General features: G+C 40.8%; 18 protein-coding genes. 11 read left to right on the top strand and 7 right to left on the bottom strand.

Translation table 11 applies throughout. The features are described 5' to 3' along the window. Positions 1–147 precede the first annotated feature (147 nt). Both G5B43_RS17090 and recN read right to left on the bottom strand, forming a co-directional pair. Positions 148–2784, bottom strand: a complete 2637-nt coding sequence (locus G5B43_RS17090) for a TonB-dependent receptor (protein WP_206367404.1) — start codon at positions 2782–2784, stop codon at positions 148–150. A 251-nt stretch (positions 2785–3035) separates the two neighbouring features. After that, positions 3036–4697: a DNA repair protein RecN gene (recN, locus tag G5B43_RS17095; protein WP_165296014.1), complete on the bottom strand. Its 1662-nt coding sequence runs from the start codon at positions 4695–4697 to the stop codon at positions 3036–3038. 587 nt (positions 4698–5284) lie between these two features. Here recN and G5B43_RS17100 point away from each other — a divergent pair. The 3 genes from G5B43_RS17100 to G5B43_RS17110 all read left to right on the top strand — a co-directional run bounded on the left by G5B43_RS17100 (position 5285) and on the right by G5B43_RS17110 (position 8137). Next, positions 5285–5917, top strand: coding sequence for a SprT-like domain-containing protein (locus G5B43_RS17100; protein ID WP_165296015.1), 633 nt, complete (start codon positions 5285–5287; stop codon positions 5915–5917). A gap of 37 nt (positions 5918–5954) precedes the next feature. Next, on the top strand, positions 5955–7622 hold the full coding sequence (locus G5B43_RS17105) for a M28 family metallopeptidase (RefSeq protein ID WP_240904904.1): 1668 nt from the start codon (positions 5955–5957) through the stop codon (positions 7620–7622). Positions 7623–7720: 98 nt separating this feature from the next. Then, positions 7721–8137 (top strand): hypothetical protein, encoded by a 417-nt coding sequence (locus G5B43_RS17110; RefSeq protein WP_165296016.1) that lies wholly within the window; start codon positions 7721–7723, stop codon positions 8135–8137. A gap of 60 nt (positions 8138–8197) precedes the next feature. Here the strand turns inward: G5B43_RS17110 and G5B43_RS17115 are convergent, their stop codons facing one another. Next, positions 8198–8458 (bottom strand): hypothetical protein, encoded by a 261-nt coding sequence (locus tag G5B43_RS17115; RefSeq protein WP_165296017.1) that lies wholly within the window; start codon positions 8456–8458, stop codon positions 8198–8200. Positions 8459–8533: 75 nt separating this feature from the next. Here G5B43_RS17115 and G5B43_RS17120 point away from each other — a divergent pair, with 75 nt between their 5' ends. Further along, complete coding sequence (locus G5B43_RS17120; protein WP_165296018.1) at positions 8534–9067, top strand: hypothetical protein; 534 nt, start codon at positions 8534–8536, stop codon at positions 9065–9067. Here G5B43_RS17120 and G5B43_RS17125 read toward each other — a convergent pair. Then, the gene (locus G5B43_RS17125; RefSeq protein ID WP_165296019.1) at positions 9064–11415 is read right to left on the bottom strand and encodes a BamA/TamA family outer membrane protein; all 2352 of its coding nucleotides are present in this window, start codon (positions 11413–11415) and stop codon (positions 9064–9066) included. The genes G5B43_RS17120 and G5B43_RS17125 overlap by 4 nt on opposite strands. Before the next feature lie 6 nt (positions 11416–11421). On the opposite strand from G5B43_RS17125, the gene G5B43_RS17130 reads away from it, so the two are divergent. The 3 genes from G5B43_RS17130 to G5B43_RS17140 are packed head-to-tail and all read left to right on the top strand — an operon-like array spanning position 11422 to position 14651. After that, positions 11422–12177 (top strand): TrmH family RNA methyltransferase, encoded by a 756-nt coding sequence (locus G5B43_RS17130; RefSeq protein WP_165296020.1) that lies wholly within the window; start codon positions 11422–11424, stop codon positions 12175–12177. After that, positions 12170–13354: an MFS transporter gene (locus G5B43_RS17135; protein WP_165296021.1), complete on the top strand. Its 1185-nt coding sequence runs from the start codon at positions 12170–12172 to the stop codon at positions 13352–13354. Before G5B43_RS17130 ends, G5B43_RS17135 begins: the two co-directional genes overlap by 8 nt. A 31-nt stretch (positions 13355–13385) precedes the next feature. Further along, the gene (locus G5B43_RS17140) at positions 13386–14651 is read left to right on the top strand and encodes an AI-2E family transporter (RefSeq protein ID WP_165296022.1); all 1266 of its coding nucleotides are present in this window, start codon (positions 13386–13388) and stop codon (positions 14649–14651) included. Here G5B43_RS17140 and holA read toward each other — a convergent pair. Beyond that, on the bottom strand, positions 14635–15645 hold the full coding sequence (gene holA, locus G5B43_RS17145) for a DNA polymerase III subunit delta (RefSeq protein ID WP_165296023.1): 1011 nt from the start codon (positions 15643–15645) through the stop codon (positions 14635–14637). The two genes, G5B43_RS17140 and holA, sit on opposite strands and share 17 nt — an antisense overlap. Positions 15646–15684: 39 nt before the next feature. Here holA and G5B43_RS17150 point away from each other — a divergent pair, with 39 nt between their 5' ends. The 4 genes from G5B43_RS17150 to G5B43_RS17165 all read left to right on the top strand — a co-directional run bounded on the left by G5B43_RS17150 (position 15685) and on the right by G5B43_RS17165 (position 19098). After that, positions 15685–16152: a type I restriction enzyme HsdR N-terminal domain-containing protein gene (locus G5B43_RS17150; protein ID WP_165296024.1), complete on the top strand. Its 468-nt coding sequence runs from the start codon at positions 15685–15687 to the stop codon at positions 16150–16152. A 57-nt stretch (positions 16153–16209) separates the two neighbouring features. Next, entirely contained in the window at positions 16210–16908 is a 699-nt protein-coding gene (clpP, locus tag G5B43_RS17155) for an ATP-dependent Clp endopeptidase proteolytic subunit ClpP (RefSeq protein WP_165296025.1), read from the top strand. A gap of 10 nt (positions 16909–16918) precedes the next feature. Beyond that, positions 16919–18169, top strand: coding sequence for an ATP-dependent Clp protease ATP-binding subunit ClpX (gene clpX, locus G5B43_RS17160; RefSeq protein WP_165296026.1), 1251 nt, complete (start codon positions 16919–16921; stop codon positions 18167–18169). 107 nt (positions 18170–18276) lie between these two features. Then, positions 18277–19098: an AMP nucleosidase gene (locus G5B43_RS17165; protein ID WP_165296027.1), complete on the top strand. Its 822-nt coding sequence runs from the start codon at positions 18277–18279 to the stop codon at positions 19096–19098. Between the two features lie 9 nt (positions 19099–19107). Here G5B43_RS17165 and G5B43_RS17170 read toward each other — a convergent pair whose 3' ends face one another. Both G5B43_RS17170 and eno read right to left on the bottom strand, forming a co-directional pair. Further along, complete coding sequence (locus G5B43_RS17170) at positions 19108–19407, bottom strand: FtsB family cell division protein (protein ID WP_165296028.1); 300 nt, start codon at positions 19405–19407, stop codon at positions 19108–19110. A 156-nt stretch (positions 19408–19563) separates the two neighbouring features. Then, on the bottom strand, positions 19564–20859 hold the full coding sequence (gene eno / locus G5B43_RS17175; protein WP_165296029.1) for a phosphopyruvate hydratase: 1296 nt from the start codon (positions 20857–20859) through the stop codon (positions 19564–19566). Positions 20860–20940: the final 81 nt, after the last annotated feature.

Here is a 20940-nt window from a genome sequence, read left to right on the forward strand (position 1 = left end):
GCATGGCAGACCAGCTTCATGTTCTGAAAAAAAGCTGTATATTTTTGTGATCGTTTGGTTACCGAAATAGTTATTGTACGGGTAGTATAATAAAAGCAGAGCCGCAAAAATCGCGGCTCTGCTCAAAACCTCTTTAGTCATAACGGACTAGAAGTTATATGTCAACCCTGCGTTCCAAGTTGTACCAAGGCCATAGAAATAACCATATCCGTCTTTTCTGGAGAAATATTCTTCATTAAGAAGATTTTTGATATTCCCTCTAAACTTAATATGCTGCCCATTATTTAATTTAAAGGTGTAACTTAAGCCAAAGTCTACGATATTGTAATTATCCAATTTTTCTGCTTGGTATACTTCGTTATTCAAAGAAGATTCAATAACATCATCGATATCTACGTTGCCATAAAGTCTGGAGTAATGGTTAAAATCTGCGTCAACGGAAAAGTGGGGTAAGATATAATACTTCGCTCCTAAGCCCAAACTGGTTTGTGCTGCGTTACCAACCCGAACACCTGTAAGATCCTGTCCTTCCGTGTCTTCAAAAATTATATCATATGAATCGTTGTCTCGAACGCGATAAGGAGATTTTCCGTCATATTTCCAGTCGCCAATTGAACCATATCCCCGTAAAGTTAGTTCTGGAAGAATTCTTGCGTCGAAATCGAGTTCTAGCCCTTTATGTAGCTGCCCCACCCCCGTGAATAAGTAGGACACTTCATTAATTCCAGGAAATTCGTCCGTTCTCGTCTGGTAGGAGGTAAAGCGGTTTTCCCACTTAGTATAATAACCATTAATGTTAACATTTACCAAAGAAGTCGAAAACTTGTATCCGCCCTCTAAACCGAAAATTTCCTCGTTATCTACTGCCGGATCAGCCAAATCCACGCTATTGGACACGAATATATTATCTAAATACGGTTGACGGGAATATTTCCCTAAATTCACAAAGAATGTATGGTTGTCAGCAACTGTATAAGATGCTCCCCCCTTTAAATTATAGCCGAACTTTTTCTCAAAGTCAGATTTCGCTTCACCTTCGGCGTAGTTCCAGCGGTCGATTTTTTGGTAAGCCTGATTAGATATAGACCCCTGTATAAAAGCACTAAAACCATCTTTACTGAACTCTGCCTGCCCAAATAGTCCTTGATAATTAATATTCTCCGCATTATCATAACCTACGCGCTCATCAACCTTCGCTGAATTGAATAATGCAGACCACGGATTGGCAGAAAAAGTTTTGGAAACAATATGTCCTTCGGCTCTATTTTCATTATTTTCAATTCGTCCATTTGCTCCTAAAAGATTAACAAGTTGCTGGTAGTGATCTCCGGTATAAAACCGTAGATCTGTACCGACATTAAACGACCAATACTTTTGTGTGTCAAAGTTGTAATTTGCAACCATACCATACCACAAATGGTTGTTTACAGAAGCTCGTAAAACGCTACCGTTATATCCCTCTGAAAGACCATTAGGTAAACCCGCATTAGCTTGCGCTAATACATCCCAGTTTGTAAAGCCATTCTCCGCGGAATAACCTCCATCGATAAAACCAGGTCCATTACCTAACACACCAGTTCCTCCTCCTTTACCCAACGAGGCATATAATACCGTTGACAACGAAGATTTTTCGTTGATTTTCCAATCCCAGTTTAAATTGGAAACAGGTTTATGATAAAAATTTGTTCGCTGCGATAATCCTTCACCATTAAACCATCCATAGTTATAGTTTCCTCTTACACCGGTAATGTCGTATCCGGGAGTGGATAAAACACCGTTATTACTATAGGATGATACCAACGGTTTGGAAAAGTTTTGGTCATGCCATTGTGGCGAACCTAAAATCATGAAATTAAAAATATGATTATCATTTGGCTTAAAACCAACAGAAACGAAATAGTTTTGTCCTGCGCCAGCTGTTCCAACAGCATATTTTCGATCACCTCTCCAGCCGTCAAGCATGAACGATGCCCCCCATTTCCCCTGTAAGCCGGTATTATAACCAATCGTCGCTTTGGCATAACCGTCATTACCTGTCGTCATTCTAACATATCCTCCTTTTTGCATTTCTGTTGCCTTCGTTACGATATTGACGGTACCGCCAACAGACGAAATAGCCAATTTAGAAGAACCTAAGCCTCTTTGAATTTGGATAAAACTGGCAATGTCGGTCATCCCGGCCCAGTTCGACCAGTACATGTTTCCGTCTTCCATTCCGTTAATAGGTTGTCCATTCAACAGGAAGGCTGTATTTGATTGATCAAATCCACGTACGTACATTTTGGAATCACCAAAACCACCCGCCTGGTCGGCAACATAAACAGAAGGTGTATTTTTCATGATCTCCGGAAACTCAACATTCCCTACACCTTTTTCTTGGATTTCTAACGGTGTAATAGTAGACGCAGCAATCGGGGTTTTCCGATCAGCAATGTCAATTACTCCCCTGCCTACAACAACGACTTCTCCCAGATTCTGGGAATTATCTACATTCATAACTATTGTTCCCAAATCAGTCGCACCTCCGGGAAAATTAACTTCAGCGGGCAGAAAACCGAGAAACCGAATCACGAGGGTGCCTGCGTCGACAGGAGAGTTTAAGGAGAAAGCGCCATTGCTATCTGTAGAGGTACCAACTGTTGTACCTTGAATGGCGATAGAAGCACCAATAATTGGCTCCTTACCATCTGTAACGACTCCCCTTAATACCGTTTGTGCAGAAACAGCATGACAAAGGAATACTAGCATGAAAATCACTGATAATCTAGTAGAGATTGTTTTCATAATCAACTTTTAGTTTGTTGCTTGTTTTAAAAATTAACAGTGCAAAGTTATATATATAAAAGGAACACTTTCAGCACTTAACACAAACTTAATACGGAATATATGAAATACACCTATCAATTATTCGTTTAACAATAACATAAATTATATTCTGATTCAACATCTCATCAAGCCGGGCAATGTAACATTTGGAGAAAACGCTAACCAACACGGGCATGCTGATTTATTGCGGTGCAATCTATTAACGAAATCTATCGCTCGATAAGCTCTTTTGCATGTTGCAAAGCTGATGCACCCGGATTTGCACCGCTGAGCATTTGCGCGACTTCCAAGACGCGGTCCTGCTTCGCCAACAATGAAATATCAGTTTTGGTTTTATCGCCCTCATCTTGCTTAAACACCTTGAAATGGGCTCGGCCTTTTGACGCTATCTGAGGCAAGTGCGTAATAGCAAGTACTTGCATATTTCCAGCCAAACGTTCCATAATTTCCCCTACTTTTAACGCCACTTCACCTGAAATACCTGTATCGATTTCATCAAATATAATGGTCGGCAATGCAGACGTTTGGGCCACGAGCGATTTGACCGCGAGCATGACTCGGGAGAGTTCCCCTCCGGATGCGACACGGTGTATAGATTGCAGCGGTTGCCCTTTATTCGCAGAAAAAAGAAATCGGACATCATCCGCACCGGTTGTTTTATATTTATCAATCTCTAATAAAGAAAGCTCTATTTTTAGGTGGGCATTCGGCATCCCTACCTCTGCTAACACCGCTTGTACATAGTGCTCTACCTGTTTGATCGCTTGTTGTCGAGCATCATGTAATCGTTTCCCAGCCTGTTCTAACGCATGCAAACATTTGGCTACTTCCTGCTCTAAAGCAGCCAATTGTTCACCTTGATTAGCCACCACCAAAATCTTTTGCTCCAGCTCATCTCGCAGCATAAGAAGTTCCGAAAGGGAATCTACCCGATGCTTTTTTTGCAAGCTATATAATAGGCTCAATCGCTCATTAACCTTTACTAGCCGGCCTTCATCCATAAACACGTCTTGTTCCTTGGCACTGACCTCGTCTGCTATATCTTTCACTTCAATCCATGCACTTTGCAAACGCTTCGTTAACTCCTCCATTGATGGCATGAAGCGCTCCACAGATTGGAGTTGTTGCAACGACTCTTTTAAAGAAAAAGTAGCCGATTGTTCACTTTCACTTAACAAATGGCTCGCCCCCAATAGGCCTCTTTTTATCTCCTCTGCATTTTCCAATTGGCTGAGTTCTGCTTCGAGCTTTTCCTGCTCACCTTCTTCTAAATGCGCTTGATCCAATTCATCAAACTGAAACTGGTTAAAGTCCAGCGCCGCGTTCGCACTGGCAATATCTTCCCGTAGGTGGTTCAAGAATTCCTGTTGTTGTTTATATAGCGATAGGCTTTGTTTATACTCTTGTAGAATCTCTTGGTTCTTTGCCACACTATCCAATATCATCAACTGAAAACGTTCGGTGTTCAATTGCAACGTAGCATGCTGTGAATGGATATCGATCAACTGTTCGCCTAACAGCTTTAGGATATTCAGGGTTACGGGTGAATCATTTACAAACGCGCGCGACTTACCGTCAACAGCTATCTCGCGACGGATAATGGTTTCCTCGTCGTATTCCAATTCATTTTCTTGAAAAAACTCTCGCAAACCGTAAGCATCTATCTTGAAAAAGCCTTCTATCACACATTTTTGGTCTTCCCGAAAGAAATGCTTTCCTTCCACACGGTTGCCCAATATGAGCCCTAATGCACCCATCATAATGGATTTACCTGCTCCTGTTTCTCCCGTAATAATGTTCAACCCAGCATCAAATTGTATATCTAGGTTTTCAATTAATGCGTAATTCCTGATAAAAAGTCTATTTAGCATGGCTTCTGATTCCTGCTATCAAAGATAATGATTTGTTATTTGTTTCTATAACATGAATTTTGTGATGTAAAACGAAGGTTTTTTCTCTTCATTTTTTCTTGATAAAAAACGAAGCAAAAAATCAAGGCTGAGTGTGTTTCTGCTATTTTTACTTGTCTATTCCTGAACAGAATGGAACTCACTTCGTTCAGACAACATTCTGTTCTATACGGAATAGTCTTCATAAAAATGGACGCAGAAAAACACAAGGCCGTTTTACACCGCCTAATCGTTGTCATTTATGACCGTTTTTGATCACGCTATTGCATGATCCATTCCTTACCTTCAAGGTCGCCTCCGGATGTTTTACAACTGCACACATTCATCCTTAGTACTATCCCAAATGTAAAATATCCGCAGCGACGCTTTTTATGAACTAGTGTTTACTTTGGTGTTCATGAACTCACTCCGTTCGGTTTGTGTAACTTTTTTCTAAAAAAAGTTGCATAAAGAAAACCTTCAATTTTTTTAGACAATCACGGCCGCATCAACCTAGCAACGAAAGAAGAAATAACGTTTTTATAAAAAAATCAATATGTTTGCAACACATGCCAGATTTTTCTCAACAACTCAGTCAATATATGCCCGAGGCCGCCGCTCCGATTATCTCGGCATGGATTAACGACACGGGATGCCAATTTAGGATTGCGCGCCGTCGCAGAACAAAACTCGGCGACTACACCGCACCTTTCCGAGGTGCTCCACATAAGATCTCGGTCAATCATGACCTCAACCCCTATGCTTTCCTTATTACGACCATACACGAATTTGCACATTTACAAACGTGGCAACAGTATAAACATCGGGTGAAACCACATGGTATGGAATGGAAAGGCCACTACAAACAGCTGATGGCTCCTTTTCTCCGATTAGGTATTTTCCCCCCCGATGTTCGATATGCTATTCTTCAATACATGGAAAATCCGGCGGCTTCCAGCTGTACAGATGTACATTTATATCGTGCATTAAGAAAATACGACGAAAACGTAACAGAACAGTGTACCATAGAATCCATTCCGACAAATAGTATATTTGCGCTAGAAAACGGGCGCGTATTCCAAAAACTAGAAAAACTTAGAAAACGATATAAGTGTATAGAGCTCAGTACAGATCGCACTTACCTCATTCACCCTATCGCGGAGGTCATTTTAATCAAGGAAGCAGCTGGTATTAAAAAATAATCTCGTATTTTTAAACACGCATAATCTTTCAATATATATGATGAAACCAAACTTACTATTGATTCCAGCTCTTGCGAGTATATTATTCTCTTGTCAAGAGGGTACACAAGACAGTCATAATACCGATGGGCTTGATTCTGCAGCTTTATCTGCCATCACAGAGGATACCTATAGAGCACATGTGGTTAAACTCTCCTCTGATGAATTTCTAGGTCGGAAGCCATTTACGAAGGGAGATACGCTGACCGTACAATATATCGAGCAGCAGTTTAAAGATTTAGGGTTACAACCTGGCAACGGTAAATCTTTTTTTCAAGAAGTACCTTTAGTGGAAATTGCCTCGGAACCTAAAAATAAAGTGCTAACGTTCAAAGGTGAATCGGGCACTGTTTCGGCGAACCATCTCGATGATTATGTTATTGGAAGCCGACGTCTACAAGACGATATCGATATATCCGAATCAGAATTGGTTTTCGTAGGGTTCGGCATTGTCGCTCCCGAGTTTGGCTGGAATGATTATGAAGGTCTGGATGTTAAGGGTAAAACAGTAGTAGCCATGGTAAGCGATCCGGGCAGATATGACAAAAGCTTATTTAAAGCAGATACGATGACCTATTATGGTCGTTGGAAATATAAATACGAGGAAGCCGCACGGCAGGGTGCGACCGGTATCCTTCTGATTCACGAAACCGAGGCGGCAAGTTACGGTTGGAACGTCGTGCGATCAGGATGGTCTGGACCGCAACTCGAATTGATATCAGAAGACGACGGCGCTTCATTCGCCGCGTTTGAAGGATGGATTTCCAACGAAACATCAAAAAAGCTTTTCCAGCTGGCTGGAGTCTCACCAAATCTTATGGAAGAAGCTAAGAAGCCAGGTTTTAAGGCTGTACCATTAAATGTCACTACGTCAGTTGGCATCCGTAATACATTTAGAAAGTCAACTTCCAATAATGTTATTGCGAAGCTGGAAGGTTCAAAGAGACCAGACGAAGTGATTATATATACGGCACATTGGGACCATTTGGGTGTGGGTGAGCCTGTCGACGGCGATGCTATTTATAATGGTGCGATTGACAACGCAGCTGGCGTAGCAGCGTTGTTTGAAATAGCGAAGGCTTTTCAGGCAGCGCAAGCAAAACCTGAACGTTCAATTGTTTTTCTAGCGGTAACAGCAGAAGAGGAAGGATTACTGGGATCAGCCTATTACGCGCAACATCCTATTTATCCGTTGAATAAAACGGTTGCCAACCTCAATATGGACGCTTTCAGTGCATTAGGGGCAACGAAAGACGTTTCTGTCGTCGGCATCGGACAAACGGAAATCGAGGATTACGTAGAAAAATCAGCCGCCAAATTTGGCCGTGTGATGAAAGGAGAAAGCGATCCAACTTCTGGTGGTTTCTACCGTTCCGACCATTTTAACTTTGTCAAAGCAGGCGTTCCGGGGCTTTTCATGGGTGCCGGCAGCGAACTTGTTTCGACTGATAACGCTGATATTGAACGTAAAAGAGAAGCGCTTGCGGGAAGATACCATACGGTAGCGGACGAAGTCGATGAAAACTGGGATTTTGGCGGCATTATTGAAGATGTACGCCTATTTTTTGATATCGGCTATACCATGAGTATGGAAAGCACATTCCCTAATTTTAAAGCCAAGTCAGAATTCAAAGAATTGGGCGATAAACGTCTAAAAGTATTATAAGTGATGAACGGATGAGTGATAAGTTAACCGAGCTTACGAGCTCATCGAAAATAATTACGAGAGAGAATAATTAAATACAAACAAACATGTTAACAGGAATGAAACATCTACATTCGACGCTGGCTATTGTACTATTGCTGGCATTGGTAATTGCCATTGTAATTACAGCAGTCAATTATTTCAAGGCAAACCCATACAACCGCAAAATAGCATTGATTGGACTAATCAGTGCACACCTGCAGCTTATTGTAGGGTTAGTTATCTATTTCGTTTCCCCTCTCGGGATACAGAGTTTTTCCGGAGAAAACATGAGCAACAGCTTATCCAGATTATATTTTTTAGAGCATCCGCTGATGATGCTTATTGGGATTGTACTGGTTACTATCGGTTATGCAAAAGCAAAAAGAGCAACCGAGGATTATGCCGCCAATAGGACAGTGTTCATTATGTACACTATTGGGTTAATTGTATTTTTATCCCGTATTCCCTGGAGTACCTGGTCGCTTTTAGCATAATAAAACAAAAGCCCGGACGAAAATGTCCGGGCTTTGTTTTTTATCTTTAAAAAAGGAAACTTAGTTTTTGTTCTTTCCAAATCCCAAAATATCGAATACCACTTTAAATGCAATGATCGATGCCACAATCATCAATATGTTTGCTATCAGAGAAAATACAAAAGTCATCTGGTCTAATGAAGGCAAAACATCAGGCACGAACCGGATGAATACACCTACCAAACCAATGACAATTGCAACTGTTAACTGTACATAATATTCTGTACGGTTTGCGTTATTGTCTGTCTTTTTTGCGGGTCTTTGAGACACAGTATTTTCCATATCAGTCTATATCTTTTTTATTTCCACAAATATATTACTTTTTTCTTATTATTGCAGCGGAGATTTTAATCTAACGTGAAGCAAATCATTCGCATACTGGTTTTCGTTCTTTTGTCTGTTGCACACGCCCAGGCCCAACCCCAACGCATTGATAATTTTATCGTCAAAGAGAATCTGACCCAAAACAGCAAGCTTGCCATTATCGCTCTTGACAGTACCGAACAACCTTTAGAAAGAATCAACGGGACGTTTGTTTTTAATCTAAATGGTTTTCAACAAAACCTCCAATTTCACGATGGAGTTGCAGTTGTACAACAGCCAGTAGAATCCTCTACATTTGTTTTCTTCAAACACAAAAATCAGGAAAATACAGTAAGCAAGCTATACTACATCCATAAGAAAGACAAGGAACTGAAGCCATTTAAAATTAACGGTTTGTTGCTATTACTTATTCCGCTGGCCATCCTACTGATAGCTTATCTATTTAGACGATTTATCGTGACCCTCGTCATCATAGCCATCGTATACGCCTATTTCCACTTTGCTAAAGGATTGGATTTTTCCACGATCATGGAAAGTATACTGGATGCGTTGAAGAATTTGATCTAAAAAGGTAATCCCACACTAAAATTGTATTGGATAAAATTATAACGGTCGGGACGGTGTGTTTCATAATAGTTCTGTTTGAATTCGCGACTATTAAAGAATTCTTTTATCACCCACTGTTCTCTTTTTGCAAATTGCGGATCTTTTAATTTTAACCCCGCATCTAAACGGATAATAAAATAGTCCATGTCCAGCCGAATGCCAAACCCCGTACCGAGAGCAATCTGCGAAAGAAATTCATTTGCTTTAAATGTACCGTTGGTCGTTATTTCATTATCTCTTAATAACCAGATATTTCCGGCATCAAGAAATGTAGCTCCATTCAACTTCGCACCTAAAAAATTATTCAACATTCTAAAACGGTATTCTGCGTTTGCTTCTAATTTAAGCTCGCCCAATTGATCCAGATTACGCAAATTCAGCCGTAAACGTTCCGGTAGATCTGCCCGATTATAATTACCTGGGCCTAACGTACGTGCTTGCCAAGCTCGAATTCCATTCATACCGCCACCGAAGAAGCTTTTTTCAAATATCAACAACCTGGAATTGTTGCCATACGGAACAGCAACTCCACCGCTGAATCGTAACACAAATTGTTTATTGCCTCCCAAATGGCGGTACCATCTGTAATCGATTTCTGTTTTGGCAAACTGTAAGTAAGGTACGCCAAATAACAAGCGTTCGCCTTCTGACGATGTCTGCAACTTTAACACGTCGCTTAATACGCCTAATACATTTCCACTACTTTCCAGTCCAACACGGAAATAACTGAAATTCTCCCTAGTTAATAGTTTCGCAGCGTTGTAGGTATAATTATATTGTGCACTTAAACCAAAATACTCCCGATTATTACTTCTGACGTATAATAAATACCCTTCATCTTCCAATTGCCGTTGAAAGGCATCGTCTAGTTTTCCCACGCGATACTCCACAGAAACGGGGGTTAAACTATGTTGTGAACGGGGGCTCGTATACCATATATAATTTAGAGAATTAGTAAAATATCTATTGGAATAGGTTTGATCCTGTTGAAAAAATTGCAACGTACTGGAAAAGGTAGTTCGTGGCAGGCCATAGCTTCCCGTGCTGGAATTTTCAAAGGGTGTCATCAAACGTGGGATAATAAGATTGACGCCCACTTGAAAATCATTATTAAAAATCTTATCCGCTAAGTTCCCTTCCAAGCGAGGGTCAAACAACACCCCATACCGCATCTTTACTTCCAATTGTTCCGCCCCACCGAATACATTACGATGGGAAAAGGTATTTCCGATATTAAAACCACTCATACCCGAACTAAACGTAAACTCCCCTTCTACTTGGTTTGCCATAACCGGACGAGGCGTCAGTTCATAAAATGTATTCAAACGACCATTCCCTATTTTTTGATGATTGATCTTGACATTCCTAAAGCCATTCATCTCATAAAGGCGGTCGTAAGATTGATTTTCCTTTTTGAAATCATAGCGCATACCCGACCGTAAATACATATACCTGGATAAAGGCTTTAGCCGAAATCGTCCCGTTTCATCGTTATAGGTAATACGCAGGCTAGTGTCTACAGTCGAACGAGGATTCCGTGTACTGGTCTGCCCGTAAGGCAATATGACCTTCACAAATACACTATCAATATGATAAATAATATGCTGCGTACTATCCGTGGGATCTTGTATCTCCACGTGGAGGTCAGCTTGCTTCGCCACCACATTCGTATCAATACCTACCCGCATATATTGTCGAAGGTAATCGTAGTATCCGCGTTCTTTCAATTTTTCATAGAGTTTCTCCCGTTCATCCAGTAAATCTGCACTGTCGAACTGCTTTCCCGTTTTAGCAGGTGATTTCGGTCTTACTTCTCGTGCATACATCTCCTCAATTACAGGATCGTCGGCACGATAGCGGATATCTCCAAACAGAAAAGGTTGTCCCAATTCAACGTGAAAATCAATACGTGCTTTCTTCTTTCTCACTTCGATCTGAGGTGTTACAAACGCATTAAAATACCCTTTTGTTTGGAGATATCGATTAATTTGTTGTGCAGACAGTTCAACCAAGGATGAATCGAGCACATGGGGAGGCTCCCCGACATTTCGCCTGTTTTCCTCTTTATAACGCCCTTTCCGCGTATTGAACAAATTGTATATCGTGAGATTTAGCCTCGAGTTTGGCTTAATTTCATTCGATATATAAGCTGTTGCATTTTCTTTTATATCCGGGGAAACCCCTGTAATATCGACGTCCGTCACTAATGCTTGTCCTTCTTCTAAGTACCTTGCCGAACGACAGGATGCAAAAAATAGCAACAAAAGCATTATACTTGCACAAACAAAAAAACTGTACTTCTTAATCATTAAGCAATGTTATCAAAAGCGCAAATTAGTTTAATTACGTCATTGCAACATAAAAAGTTTCGCAAACAACATGGACTTTTTATCGTCGAAGGTGTGAAGTCAGTGCTCGAATTTCTATCTTCTGATTACCAAGTTCACAGCTTATATACCACGGCGGAAGCTCGAACAAAAATGGGGAATTTACCGCAAAAATTAAAATGTATAGAGGTTACTCTGTCCGAATTTCAAAAAATATCCGGTTTGACCAATCCTCAGGGAGTATTGGCACTCGTTCATCTTCCAACGATTGAAAGCTTTGACTGGGCTCTTTTAAGGCAACAGCACAATTTGCTTTTAGACGATATACAGGATCCAGGAAACCTAGGAACCATTATCCGAACAGCAGAGTGGTTCGGCATAAACCACATTATTTGCTCTGTTGGAACCGTAGATGCTTTTAACCCTAAAGTTGTACAGGCAACGATGGGTTCGCTGGCTCGTGTTAAAATTTATTATACACCGTTGGCAAACTTCATTGATCAATCCGAAATGCCTACTTTTGGTGCATTGCTCGACGGAAAATCCATTTATAAAACCGACTTTGGAAATGCTGGACTTATCATCATGGGTAACGAAGGAAATGGCATCAACGATGACATTGTAGAGAAGGTAGATCATCCGATCACCATTCCACGTATTGGACATGCAGAATCACTTAATGTAGCCGTTGCTTCCACGATTTTCTGTTCTGAAATCGCAAGACAAAAATTGGAGAATGGATAAGCAGGCGGACGACACCAAGTCGATATACACATTACCTTTTATTTTATTATGTCTTAGTTCGCTGCTATTTTGTGCGAGCTTCAATATGATTATTCCCGAATTGCCGAACCACCTTAGCCAGATGGGGGGAGCCGAACACAAGGGATTGATTATTGCGCTTTTCACATTGACAGCCGGTATATCCCGCCCTTTCAGCGGTAAGCTAACAGACCGTTGGGGACGCGTACCCGTCATGGCGATCGGTTCGATTGTATGTTTTGTCTGCGGCTTTCTCTATCCTATTCTTACTTCCATAGCCGGTTTCTTCTTTCTTCGGCTTATCCACGGTTTTTCGACAGGGTTCAAGCCAACTGCAACGGCCGCTTATATCGCCGATATCATTCCACAAAACCGCTGGGGCGAAGCGTTGGGCATGCATGGCCTTGCATTTGCCGTCGGCAGTGCCATTGGGCCTGCTATTGGTAGTTACATCGCCAAAGAGTATGGTATGGACTTTATGTTTTACTGTTCATCGGCCTTTGCGTTGCTTTCGATTCTCATTGTGATACGTATGGGAGAAACACTGGCTGACAAACGAAAATTCTCTTTAAGCATGCTTCGGATCAATAGAGGGGAAATCATTGAATGGCGCGCCATTCCAGCCGGTATCGTGACACTGCTGTCCTATTCCGGATACGGCGTTATTCTCACATTGATACCCGATTGGAGCGACCATTTAGGTATTGGCAACAAAGGTTTATTTTTCACCGCTTATACGTTAGCTTCGATTAGCATCCGTTTTATATCCGGAAAAGTATCGGATCGGTATGGTCGGATACGCGTCATGTATGTGGGAATTGTCATTATCTCTATTTCGTTGTTGCTCTTAGGGTTGGGCAACACCATAGAGGGATTGATTTTGGGTGCTGTTGTGTACGGGATAGGCAGTGGTATCCTTTCTCCAGCTGTCAACGCTTGGACCATAGACCTCAGTTTACCGCAGCATAGAGGAAAAGCGATGGCGACCATGTATATCGCCTTAGAAATTGGTATTGGTGGGGGTGCACTTTTAGCAGGATATGTTTATCATGATGAGATTAGCAAAATTCCTCTTATCTTTATACTCAATAGCGTTATCATATTTTTAGCATTTTTTTATGTCCTCTACTGGGATATAGAAAACAAAAGAAACCGTTAATCGTTTTCATTTACAATTAAGAAGCCTTAACATGGACAACAATTCAAAAAAATACCCCTACTCACTTGACTTAGCATCGAGTTTCATGGCTATGGCACTTTTGCTGGCTTTTATGTACGTTACGCAAAGTGTTCTTGTTCCCTTGTTGTTTTCTATTCTTATATCGATTTCGTTGTTTCCACTCGCTCGCTTTCTGGAGCGTCTACGTTTAGGAAAAGCATTCGCTGCGATACTTTCCGTGCTTATCGCCATCGCGATCATTTGGGCGCTTGGCTGGTTTATCGTACACCAAAGTATCATTATCGGTAAAGATGCGTCAGCTATAACAGCCAAAGTTATTTCCGTATTGGAACGCGCACAGGCTTGGGTGGAGCAGAGTTTTGGTATCGAACGTACGGAGATAATGGATCAATTACGGGATCAAGGCAATAAACTGGCTTCTAATGCAGGCAGTGTCATAACAGCAACGTTCGGTTCCATTGGAAATATGGTCGCCGGCGTTATTTTGGTACCGCTGTTTAGTTTTTTCTTGTTATACTATCGCGATTTCTTTCGGGAGTTCTTTTTTAGGGCCTTTAAAAGTGTTCCGCATACGAAAGTGGACACTACACTGAATAAGATATATGATGTTGTACAAAGTTATCTTTTAGGCCTGATAACGGTAATGGGAATTGTTGCCGTGCTGAATACTGTCGGCTTAATGGCTATGGGCATCGAATATGCTTGGTTTTTTGGCACGCTAGCTTCGTTATTGATGCTCCTCCCTTATATCGGGATTGCCATCGGTTCCATTTTACCTGCTCTATTTGCGCTAGCCGTAAAAGACAGCGCTTGGTATGCTGTCGGCGTCGTCGCGTGGTTCCAGGTCGTACAGTTTTTGGAAGGAAATATTATCACGCCAAATATCGTAGGCAGCAAAGTTAGCATTAACCCCCTGATGGCAATTATAGCCATATTATTAGGCGGTATGTTATTCGGCCTTTCGGGGCTGATTCTCGCACTGCCGTTAACAGCGACCATTAAAGTTCTTTTCGACGCTATCCCTTCTATGGAAGCGTTTGGCTTCTTAATAGGCGAGCCCGAGAAGGAACATCTAAAACGAAATTCAACTCAGGTTTTGCTGATGAAATGGGGTGTTGTCAGAAAACCCAAGAGTTCCAAAAAAGTTGAAGTCGAAATGGAAGTCGACACCGAGACCGTCCCGGAGACGGTCACAATGAAATACAAAGAAGTTCATGAATCGGAAGAGCTACCGAAGGACGATGATGATGATGTTGACGCTAATTCAAAATCTTAAACACGAGCTCACGGATAATTTCTCCATTGTCGGTAAAGGGCCCCACATCTAAGCCTTTGGTTTTTAGATCATAAACACTCAAATGATGGATGACCTCAAACGTCTTTTTTCGATTGAAATTTCGTGCCGCAATTTCATATTCTTTTAGAAAAAAGGCGTGCACACCTAATTGCTTCGAGGCAACTTGCGGTGATTTGTCGGGCAGATAATGATATTTTAAGATTTTCGTGAAGTAATTACCCAAATTCCCGATAACGACGGGCAATGGATTCGATTTAGGGTTCGCCACAAAATAATTAACAATTTGCATCGCTTTCGCGGTGTTTCTTTTCGCGAGCGCAGATTGCAATTCGAATACATTAAAATCTTTACTTATACCAATATTTTGTTCAATATGTAGCGGCTGAATCTCCTGCTCTTTGGAGACATTTAAGATCAGCTTATTGATTTCATTGGCTATCTTGGAGAGATCGGTTCCCAGATATTCCGCCATCATGGCGGCTGCTTGTGGGTGAATTTGGCGCTGGGCAACCCGAAACTGTTCTGTAACCCACTCTCCTATTTTATTCTCATACAGTTTAGCGGACTCGACAACAACTCCAGCTTTTTCAAAGGCTTTATAAATTTTCTTACGCTTATCGAATTTACCATGTTTGTATGCAAACACCAATATTGTCGTAGGGGTCAGATTCTCAAGGTATTTTAACAATAGGTCCTCTTCCGTTTTCCACTTCAGATCCTGTGCCTCCTTTATAATAATCAACTGGTGGTCACTCATCATCGGATAGCGCTTTGCTGCGTTTACCACATGCACAATACTCGTATCTTTCCCATATAATATGGTTTGGTCAAAACCTTTTTGGGCATCGGTTAACACTTGCTCTTCCAATGCTTCACTTAGCAAGTCGATATAATAGGACTCCTCGCCATGAAGAAGATACACCGGGCTGAATTTTCTTTTTTTGATATCGGTGAGGGTTGTATTTGCGTTCATACCTTGCGAAAATACGATTTTAAATTTCTATTTTTGTATATGTTTGAGCCGATACCGTTGAATTTACCTCCTTGTTCTTCCAAAATAACACAAAAGCTTGACAAGATTTTTATTTTTGACGAACTCCGCAAAAAGAATCTGGTACTTACACCGGAAGAATGGGTAAGGCAACATTGGGTACATTATCTTCACAACCACAAGGGCTATCCGAAATCGTTGATGCATATCGAAGGAGGACTGAAATTGAATACATTGCAAAAACGGAGCGACCTATTGGTTTTTAACAATAATGGAGAAAAAATACTTTTGGCAGAGTTTAAGTCGCCTACTGTCAAAATTACCGAAAAGGTATTTCATCAGATCGCCAACTACAACAGTATCCATAAAATACCTTTACTCGTCGTCAGCAATGGTATACAGCATTATTATTGTAAAATACATTTCGAAGAAAATAGGTTTGAGTTTTTACCCGAACTGCCAAATTACAATTCGGTTCTAAATTTGTAGAGCATATTGAAATTATAATTTTATATTAGTCTTTTGGAAAAAGAAAAACAGAATCGTATGAATATAGATAAAAACGAATTTAGAAAATATGCTATCAAGCATCATCGTATAGGAAGCCAACATGTAGATGGTTTTATTTCCCGTGTACAAAGCAACATACCGACAAATCTCACACCTTATATTATTGAGGAACGTCAGTTAAACGTCGCGCAAATGGACGTGTTTTCACGCTTGATGATGGACCGCATTATCTTCTTAGGTGACGCTATCAATGATCAGGTAGCCAATATTGTACAGGCACAGTTATTATTTTTACAGTCTACAGACGCTCAGCGTGATATTCAGATTTATATCAACTCGCCGGGTGGTAGCGTATATGCCGGATTGGGTATCTATGACACCATGCAATACATTGCACCTGACGTAGCTACTATCTGTACCGGAATGGCGGCATCCATGGGAGCTGTATTATTGGTTGCTGGTGCCAAGGGTAAGCGCGCTGCGCTAAAACACGCTCGTGTGATGATTCACCAACCGTCTGGCGGAGCACAAGGTGTTGCTGCCGATATGGAAATCAATCTACGCGAAATGCTAAAGTTAAAAGAAGAATTATACACCATCATTTCTGAACATTCCGGCCAATCTTACGAGTGGGTAGAAAAGTCATCTGATCGTGACTATTGGATGAAAGCAGCAGAAGCGAAAGAGTTTGGTATGATTGATGAGGTATTATTACCCAAAAAAGAAGTTAAATAACAATTAATCAATGAGTAAGATTAATAATAGAGACGTCCGTTGCTCCTTTTGTGGTATCAGTAAAAATGATGCACAGATGCTTATTGCGGGTGATGGAGCTCATATTTGTGATCGCTGTGTGACGCAGGCTGGTGAAATTTTGGCCGAAGAATTGAAACAACGGAAAAGCAAATCTTTGCAAACAGCTCTAAAGTTAGTTCGTCCGACAGAAATAAAGCAACACCTTGACCAATATGTGATCGGACAGGATGATGCGAAAAAAGTAATTTCCGTTGCTGTGTACAACCACTACAAACGGCTGAACCAAAAAGTGAATAAAGATGAGATTGAAATCGAAAAATCAAACCTCATTATCGTAGGAGAAACTGGAACTGGAAAAACATTGCTCGCAAAAACAGTCGCGAAAATATTGAATGTTCCTTTTTGTATTGTTGACGCCACAGTTTTGACCGAAGCAGGTTATGTTGGGGAAGATGTCGAAAGTATTTTGACCCGCTTGTTGCAGGCGGCAGACTATGATGTTGCAGCAGCTGAAAGAGGTATCATCTATATCGACGAGATTGACAAAATTGCCCGTAAGAGTGACAATCCATCCATTACAAGGGATGTATCTGGAGAAGGTGTTCAACAGGCACTATTGAAAATTTTAGAGGGTACTAACGTCAACGTTCCTCCCCAAGGAGGTCGTAAACATCCAGACCAGAAAATGATTTCCGTTAATACGAGTAATATTCTTTTCCTTTGTGGTGGAGCTTTTGATGGAATCCAGAAGAAGATAGCCAACCGTTTGCGCACACAAACAGTTGGCTATAAAATGAAAGAGGAAGAACAAGATGTGGATCTTAACAATCTCTATAAATATATTACTCCATTAGATCTGAAGAACTTCGGGCTCATTCCAGAATTAATTGGTCGATTGCCTGTATTGACGTATTTGAATCCACTAGATAAGGAGACATTATTAAGTATCTTAACCGAACCTAAAAACTCCTTGATCAAGCAGTATGTGAAGTTATTTCAATATGAAGATATTGAATTAGTGTTCGATAAAGATGTCTATGATTTTATTGTAGATAAGGCCTGGGAATTCAAGCTGGGTGCTCGAGGTCTGCGCAGTATTTGCGAAGCGATCATGCTGGATGCGATGTTTGAATTGCCAACAAGTAAAGAGGAGGACGACTCAAAAGTCTTGCATATCACACTCGATTACGCGAAGCAGAAGTTTGCAAAATCAGACATAAAAAAACTGCACGTTGCATAAAGCAAGAAAATCCCTCAACATATCGAGGGATTTTTTGTATATTATATAACGCATTTGAAACTTGGACTGATTTTTAAAAGCGTTGTTTTATCAATCGAAAGGCGCTTATGACAAAAAAAAAGAAGAAAACGGTGGAGACACCGGTCACACCGGGACTAGGCACGAAAGAAGATATCGTTACAAATTGGTTACCCCGTTATACAGGATGTCCACTAGAGGAATTTGAGCCGTATGTACTGTTGACAAACTTTTCGAAATATGTCAAGATGTTTTCCGAGATGCATGACAACGCACCTATTTATGGTGAGGATAAAGCGATGCAGGCTTGTACAGCTAGCGGTATAACCATGATCAATTTTGGTATGGGAAGCCCAATGGCCGCTACTGTCATGGATCTTTTATCTGCCATAGCTCCGAAAGCCGTGTTGTTTCTTGGAAAGACCGGCGGTTTAAAAAGGAAAATTCCAGTTGGCGAACTCATCTTGCCCATCGCCGCTGTACGAGGCGAGGGTACATCCAACGACTATTTCCCCCCTGAAGTCCCATCCCTTCCCGCCTTCGCCTTGCAAAAAGCAATTTCAACAACCATTCGTGATTATTCACTGGATTATTGGACGGGAACCGTGTACACGACCAACAGACGGGTATGGGAGCACGACAAAAGGTTTAAAAAATACTTAAAAAGTATACGTGCCATGGCTGTTGACATGGAGACCGCAACGATATTTAGTGTCGGTTTTGCTAATAAAATCCCAACTGGGGCTCTCCTATTAGTCTCAGATCAACCTATGGTACCCGATGGTGTTAAAACTGCGGAAAGCGACTTAACGGTAACAGCAAAATATGTGGAAACCCATTTAAAAATAGGTATAGATGCGCTAAAGCAACTTATAAACAATGGGTTAACCGTCAAACATTTGAAGTTTTAAATAATAACACTACTCAGCAGATTCGATTTCTTGGATGACGTAAATATCTTCGTTATCCTTTTTCATTTTATAACGTTCTCTCGCTATACGTTGAATTTCACTGGGATTATATTGGACATCTTTTATCGCTTTCTCAATCCTCGTAATTTCCGATTCATAAAATTGCTTTTCGTTTTTCAGTTTATTTTTTTCTTGTTGATAGGAGAATTGGGTACTGAAATCGTATCTATCGAAAAAGCACATCCAAATAAAAAATGCGACACCTGCAATAAGGTATTTGTTCTGAATCAATGCTAGAAAACGTTCCATAAAGAGGCAAAGTTAAAATTCTTTGATAAAGATAATATATTTTTTCACAAAGTCCTTTTTTTAGATCGCATAAGTAGATTTTACCCGTATGTTATAAATAAAATAGAAAAGGAAGCATGACGCCTCCTTTTTTTGGTATTAAATTTTCAAAACGCCTTATTTAATCGCGTATTGGAAGCTTTTGCCGATAAAACGTGCATTACCCCCTAATTCTTCTTCGATGCGCAATAATTGATTATATTTTGCCATACGGTCAGAACGTGATGCCGACCCTGTTTTGATCTGTCCGCAGTTTAATGCGACAGCCAGATCAGCAATCGTCGAGTCTTCTGTTTCCCCTGAACGGTGGGACATTACAGATGTATACCCAGAGTTCTGTGCCAACGAAACAGCGTTAATCGTTTCTGTCAACGAACCAATCTGGTTTACTTTAACCAAAATAGAGTTTGCAGTATGGTTATCGATACCTTGCTGCAAGCGCTTTGTATTCGTTACAAATAAATCGTCACCTACCAATTGTACACGGTCACCAATTTTTTCTGTTAACAATTTCCAACCTGCCCAGTCGTCTTCTTGCATACCATCCTCGATAGAGATAATTGGATATTTCTGAGTTAATTCTTCTAAATACGCGGCTTGCTCCTCTGAAGTACGAACTGCTCCGTTCGCACCTTCAAATTTCGTATAGTCGTATTTACCATTTACATAAAATTCCGAAGAAGCACAATCCAACGCCAAACAAATATCAGTACCCGGTTTATAACCTGCTGTTTCAATAGCCTTTAAAATGGTTTCAATAGCATCTTCTGTACCTTCAAATGTTGGGGCGAAACCACCTTCATCTCCTACTGCGGTAGATAGATTACGGTCATGTAAAATTTTCTTTAGGCTATGAAAAACTTCTGTTCCCCAGCGTAAGGCCTCTGAAAAAGAAGGTGCGCCAACAGGCATAACCATAAATTCCTGAAAAGCAATAGGTGCATCCGAGTGTGACCCACCATTAACGATATTCATCATCGGAATAGGCAATGTATTTGCGTTGACACCTCCAATATAGCGATATAATGGTTGGTGAGACTCTTGAGCAGCTGCTTTAGCAACCGCTAACGACACACCAAGTATCGCATTGGCACCCAAGCTACCTTTATTCTCCAAACCATCTAAGTCAATCATAATTTTGTCAATGGTATTCTGTTCGAATACATCAACACCTTTAAGTGCTTCGGCGATTTTTGTATTTACATTTTCTACCGCTTTCAAAACACCTTTACCCAGATACCTGGTTTTGTCGCCGTCACGCAATTCAACTGCTTCGTGTACGCCTGTAGAAGCGCCAGACGGTACGGCTGCACGACCAACAAAACCATTTTGTGTAGTTACATCTACTTCAACTGTCGGGTTTCCGCGCGAATCAAGAATTTGACGCGCATGAACATCAATTATTAAACTCATTTTTTTTATTGTCTTATATTAGTCTATTTCCCAATCTTAGTGTATAATCAACACTAAGATAGCATTTATCGTTGGCATAAT

Source organism: Sphingobacterium sp. SGR-19, from assembly GCF_011043555.1.
GTDB lineage: Bacteria > Bacteroidota > Bacteroidia > Sphingobacteriales > Sphingobacteriaceae > Sphingobacterium.

Coding starts and splice junctions, on each gene's coding strand:
- G5B43_RS17090 (WP_206367404.1), bottom strand. CDS start 2,784: ATGAAAACAATCTCTACTAGATTATCAGTGATTTTCATGCTAGTATTC.
- recN (WP_165296014.1), bottom strand. CDS start 4,697: ATGCTAAATAGACTTTTTATCAGGAATTACGCATTAATTGAAAACCTA.
- G5B43_RS17100 (WP_165296015.1), top strand. CDS start 5,285: ATGCCAGATTTTTCTCAACAACTCAGTCAATATATGCCCGAGGCCGCC.
- G5B43_RS17105 (WP_240904904.1), top strand. CDS start 5,955: ATGATGAAACCAAACTTACTATTGATTCCAGCTCTTGCGAGTATATTA.
- G5B43_RS17110 (WP_165296016.1), top strand. CDS start 7,721: ATGAAACATCTACATTCGACGCTGGCTATTGTACTATTGCTGGCATTG.
- G5B43_RS17115 (WP_165296017.1), bottom strand. CDS start 8,458: ATGGAAAATACTGTGTCTCAAAGACCCGCAAAAAAGACAGACAATAAC.
- G5B43_RS17125 (WP_165296019.1), bottom strand. CDS start 11,415: ATGATTAAGAAGTACAGTTTTTTTGTTTGTGCAAGTATAATGCTTTTG.
- G5B43_RS17130 (WP_165296020.1), top strand. CDS start 11,422: ATGTTATCAAAAGCGCAAATTAGTTTAATTACGTCATTGCAACATAAA.
- G5B43_RS17135 (WP_165296021.1), top strand. CDS start 12,170: ATGGATAAGCAGGCGGACGACACCAAGTCGATATACACATTACCTTTT.
- G5B43_RS17140 (WP_165296022.1), top strand. CDS start 13,386: ATGGACAACAATTCAAAAAAATACCCCTACTCACTTGACTTAGCATCG.
- holA (WP_165296023.1), bottom strand. CDS start 15,645: ATGAACGCAAATACAACCCTCACCGATATCAAAAAAAGAAAATTCAGC.
- G5B43_RS17150 (WP_165296024.1), top strand. CDS start 15,685: ATGTTTGAGCCGATACCGTTGAATTTACCTCCTTGTTCTTCCAAAATA.
- clpP (WP_165296025.1), top strand. CDS start 16,210: ATGAATATAGATAAAAACGAATTTAGAAAATATGCTATCAAGCATCAT.
- clpX (WP_165296026.1), top strand. CDS start 16,919: ATGAGTAAGATTAATAATAGAGACGTCCGTTGCTCCTTTTGTGGTATC.
- G5B43_RS17165 (WP_165296027.1), top strand. CDS start 18,277: ATGACAAAAAAAAAGAAGAAAACGGTGGAGACACCGGTCACACCGGGA.
- G5B43_RS17170 (WP_165296028.1), bottom strand. CDS start 19,407: ATGGAACGTTTTCTAGCATTGATTCAGAACAAATACCTTATTGCAGGT.
- eno (WP_165296029.1), bottom strand. CDS start 20,859: ATGAGTTTAATAATTGATGTTCATGCGCGTCAAATTCTTGATTCGCGC.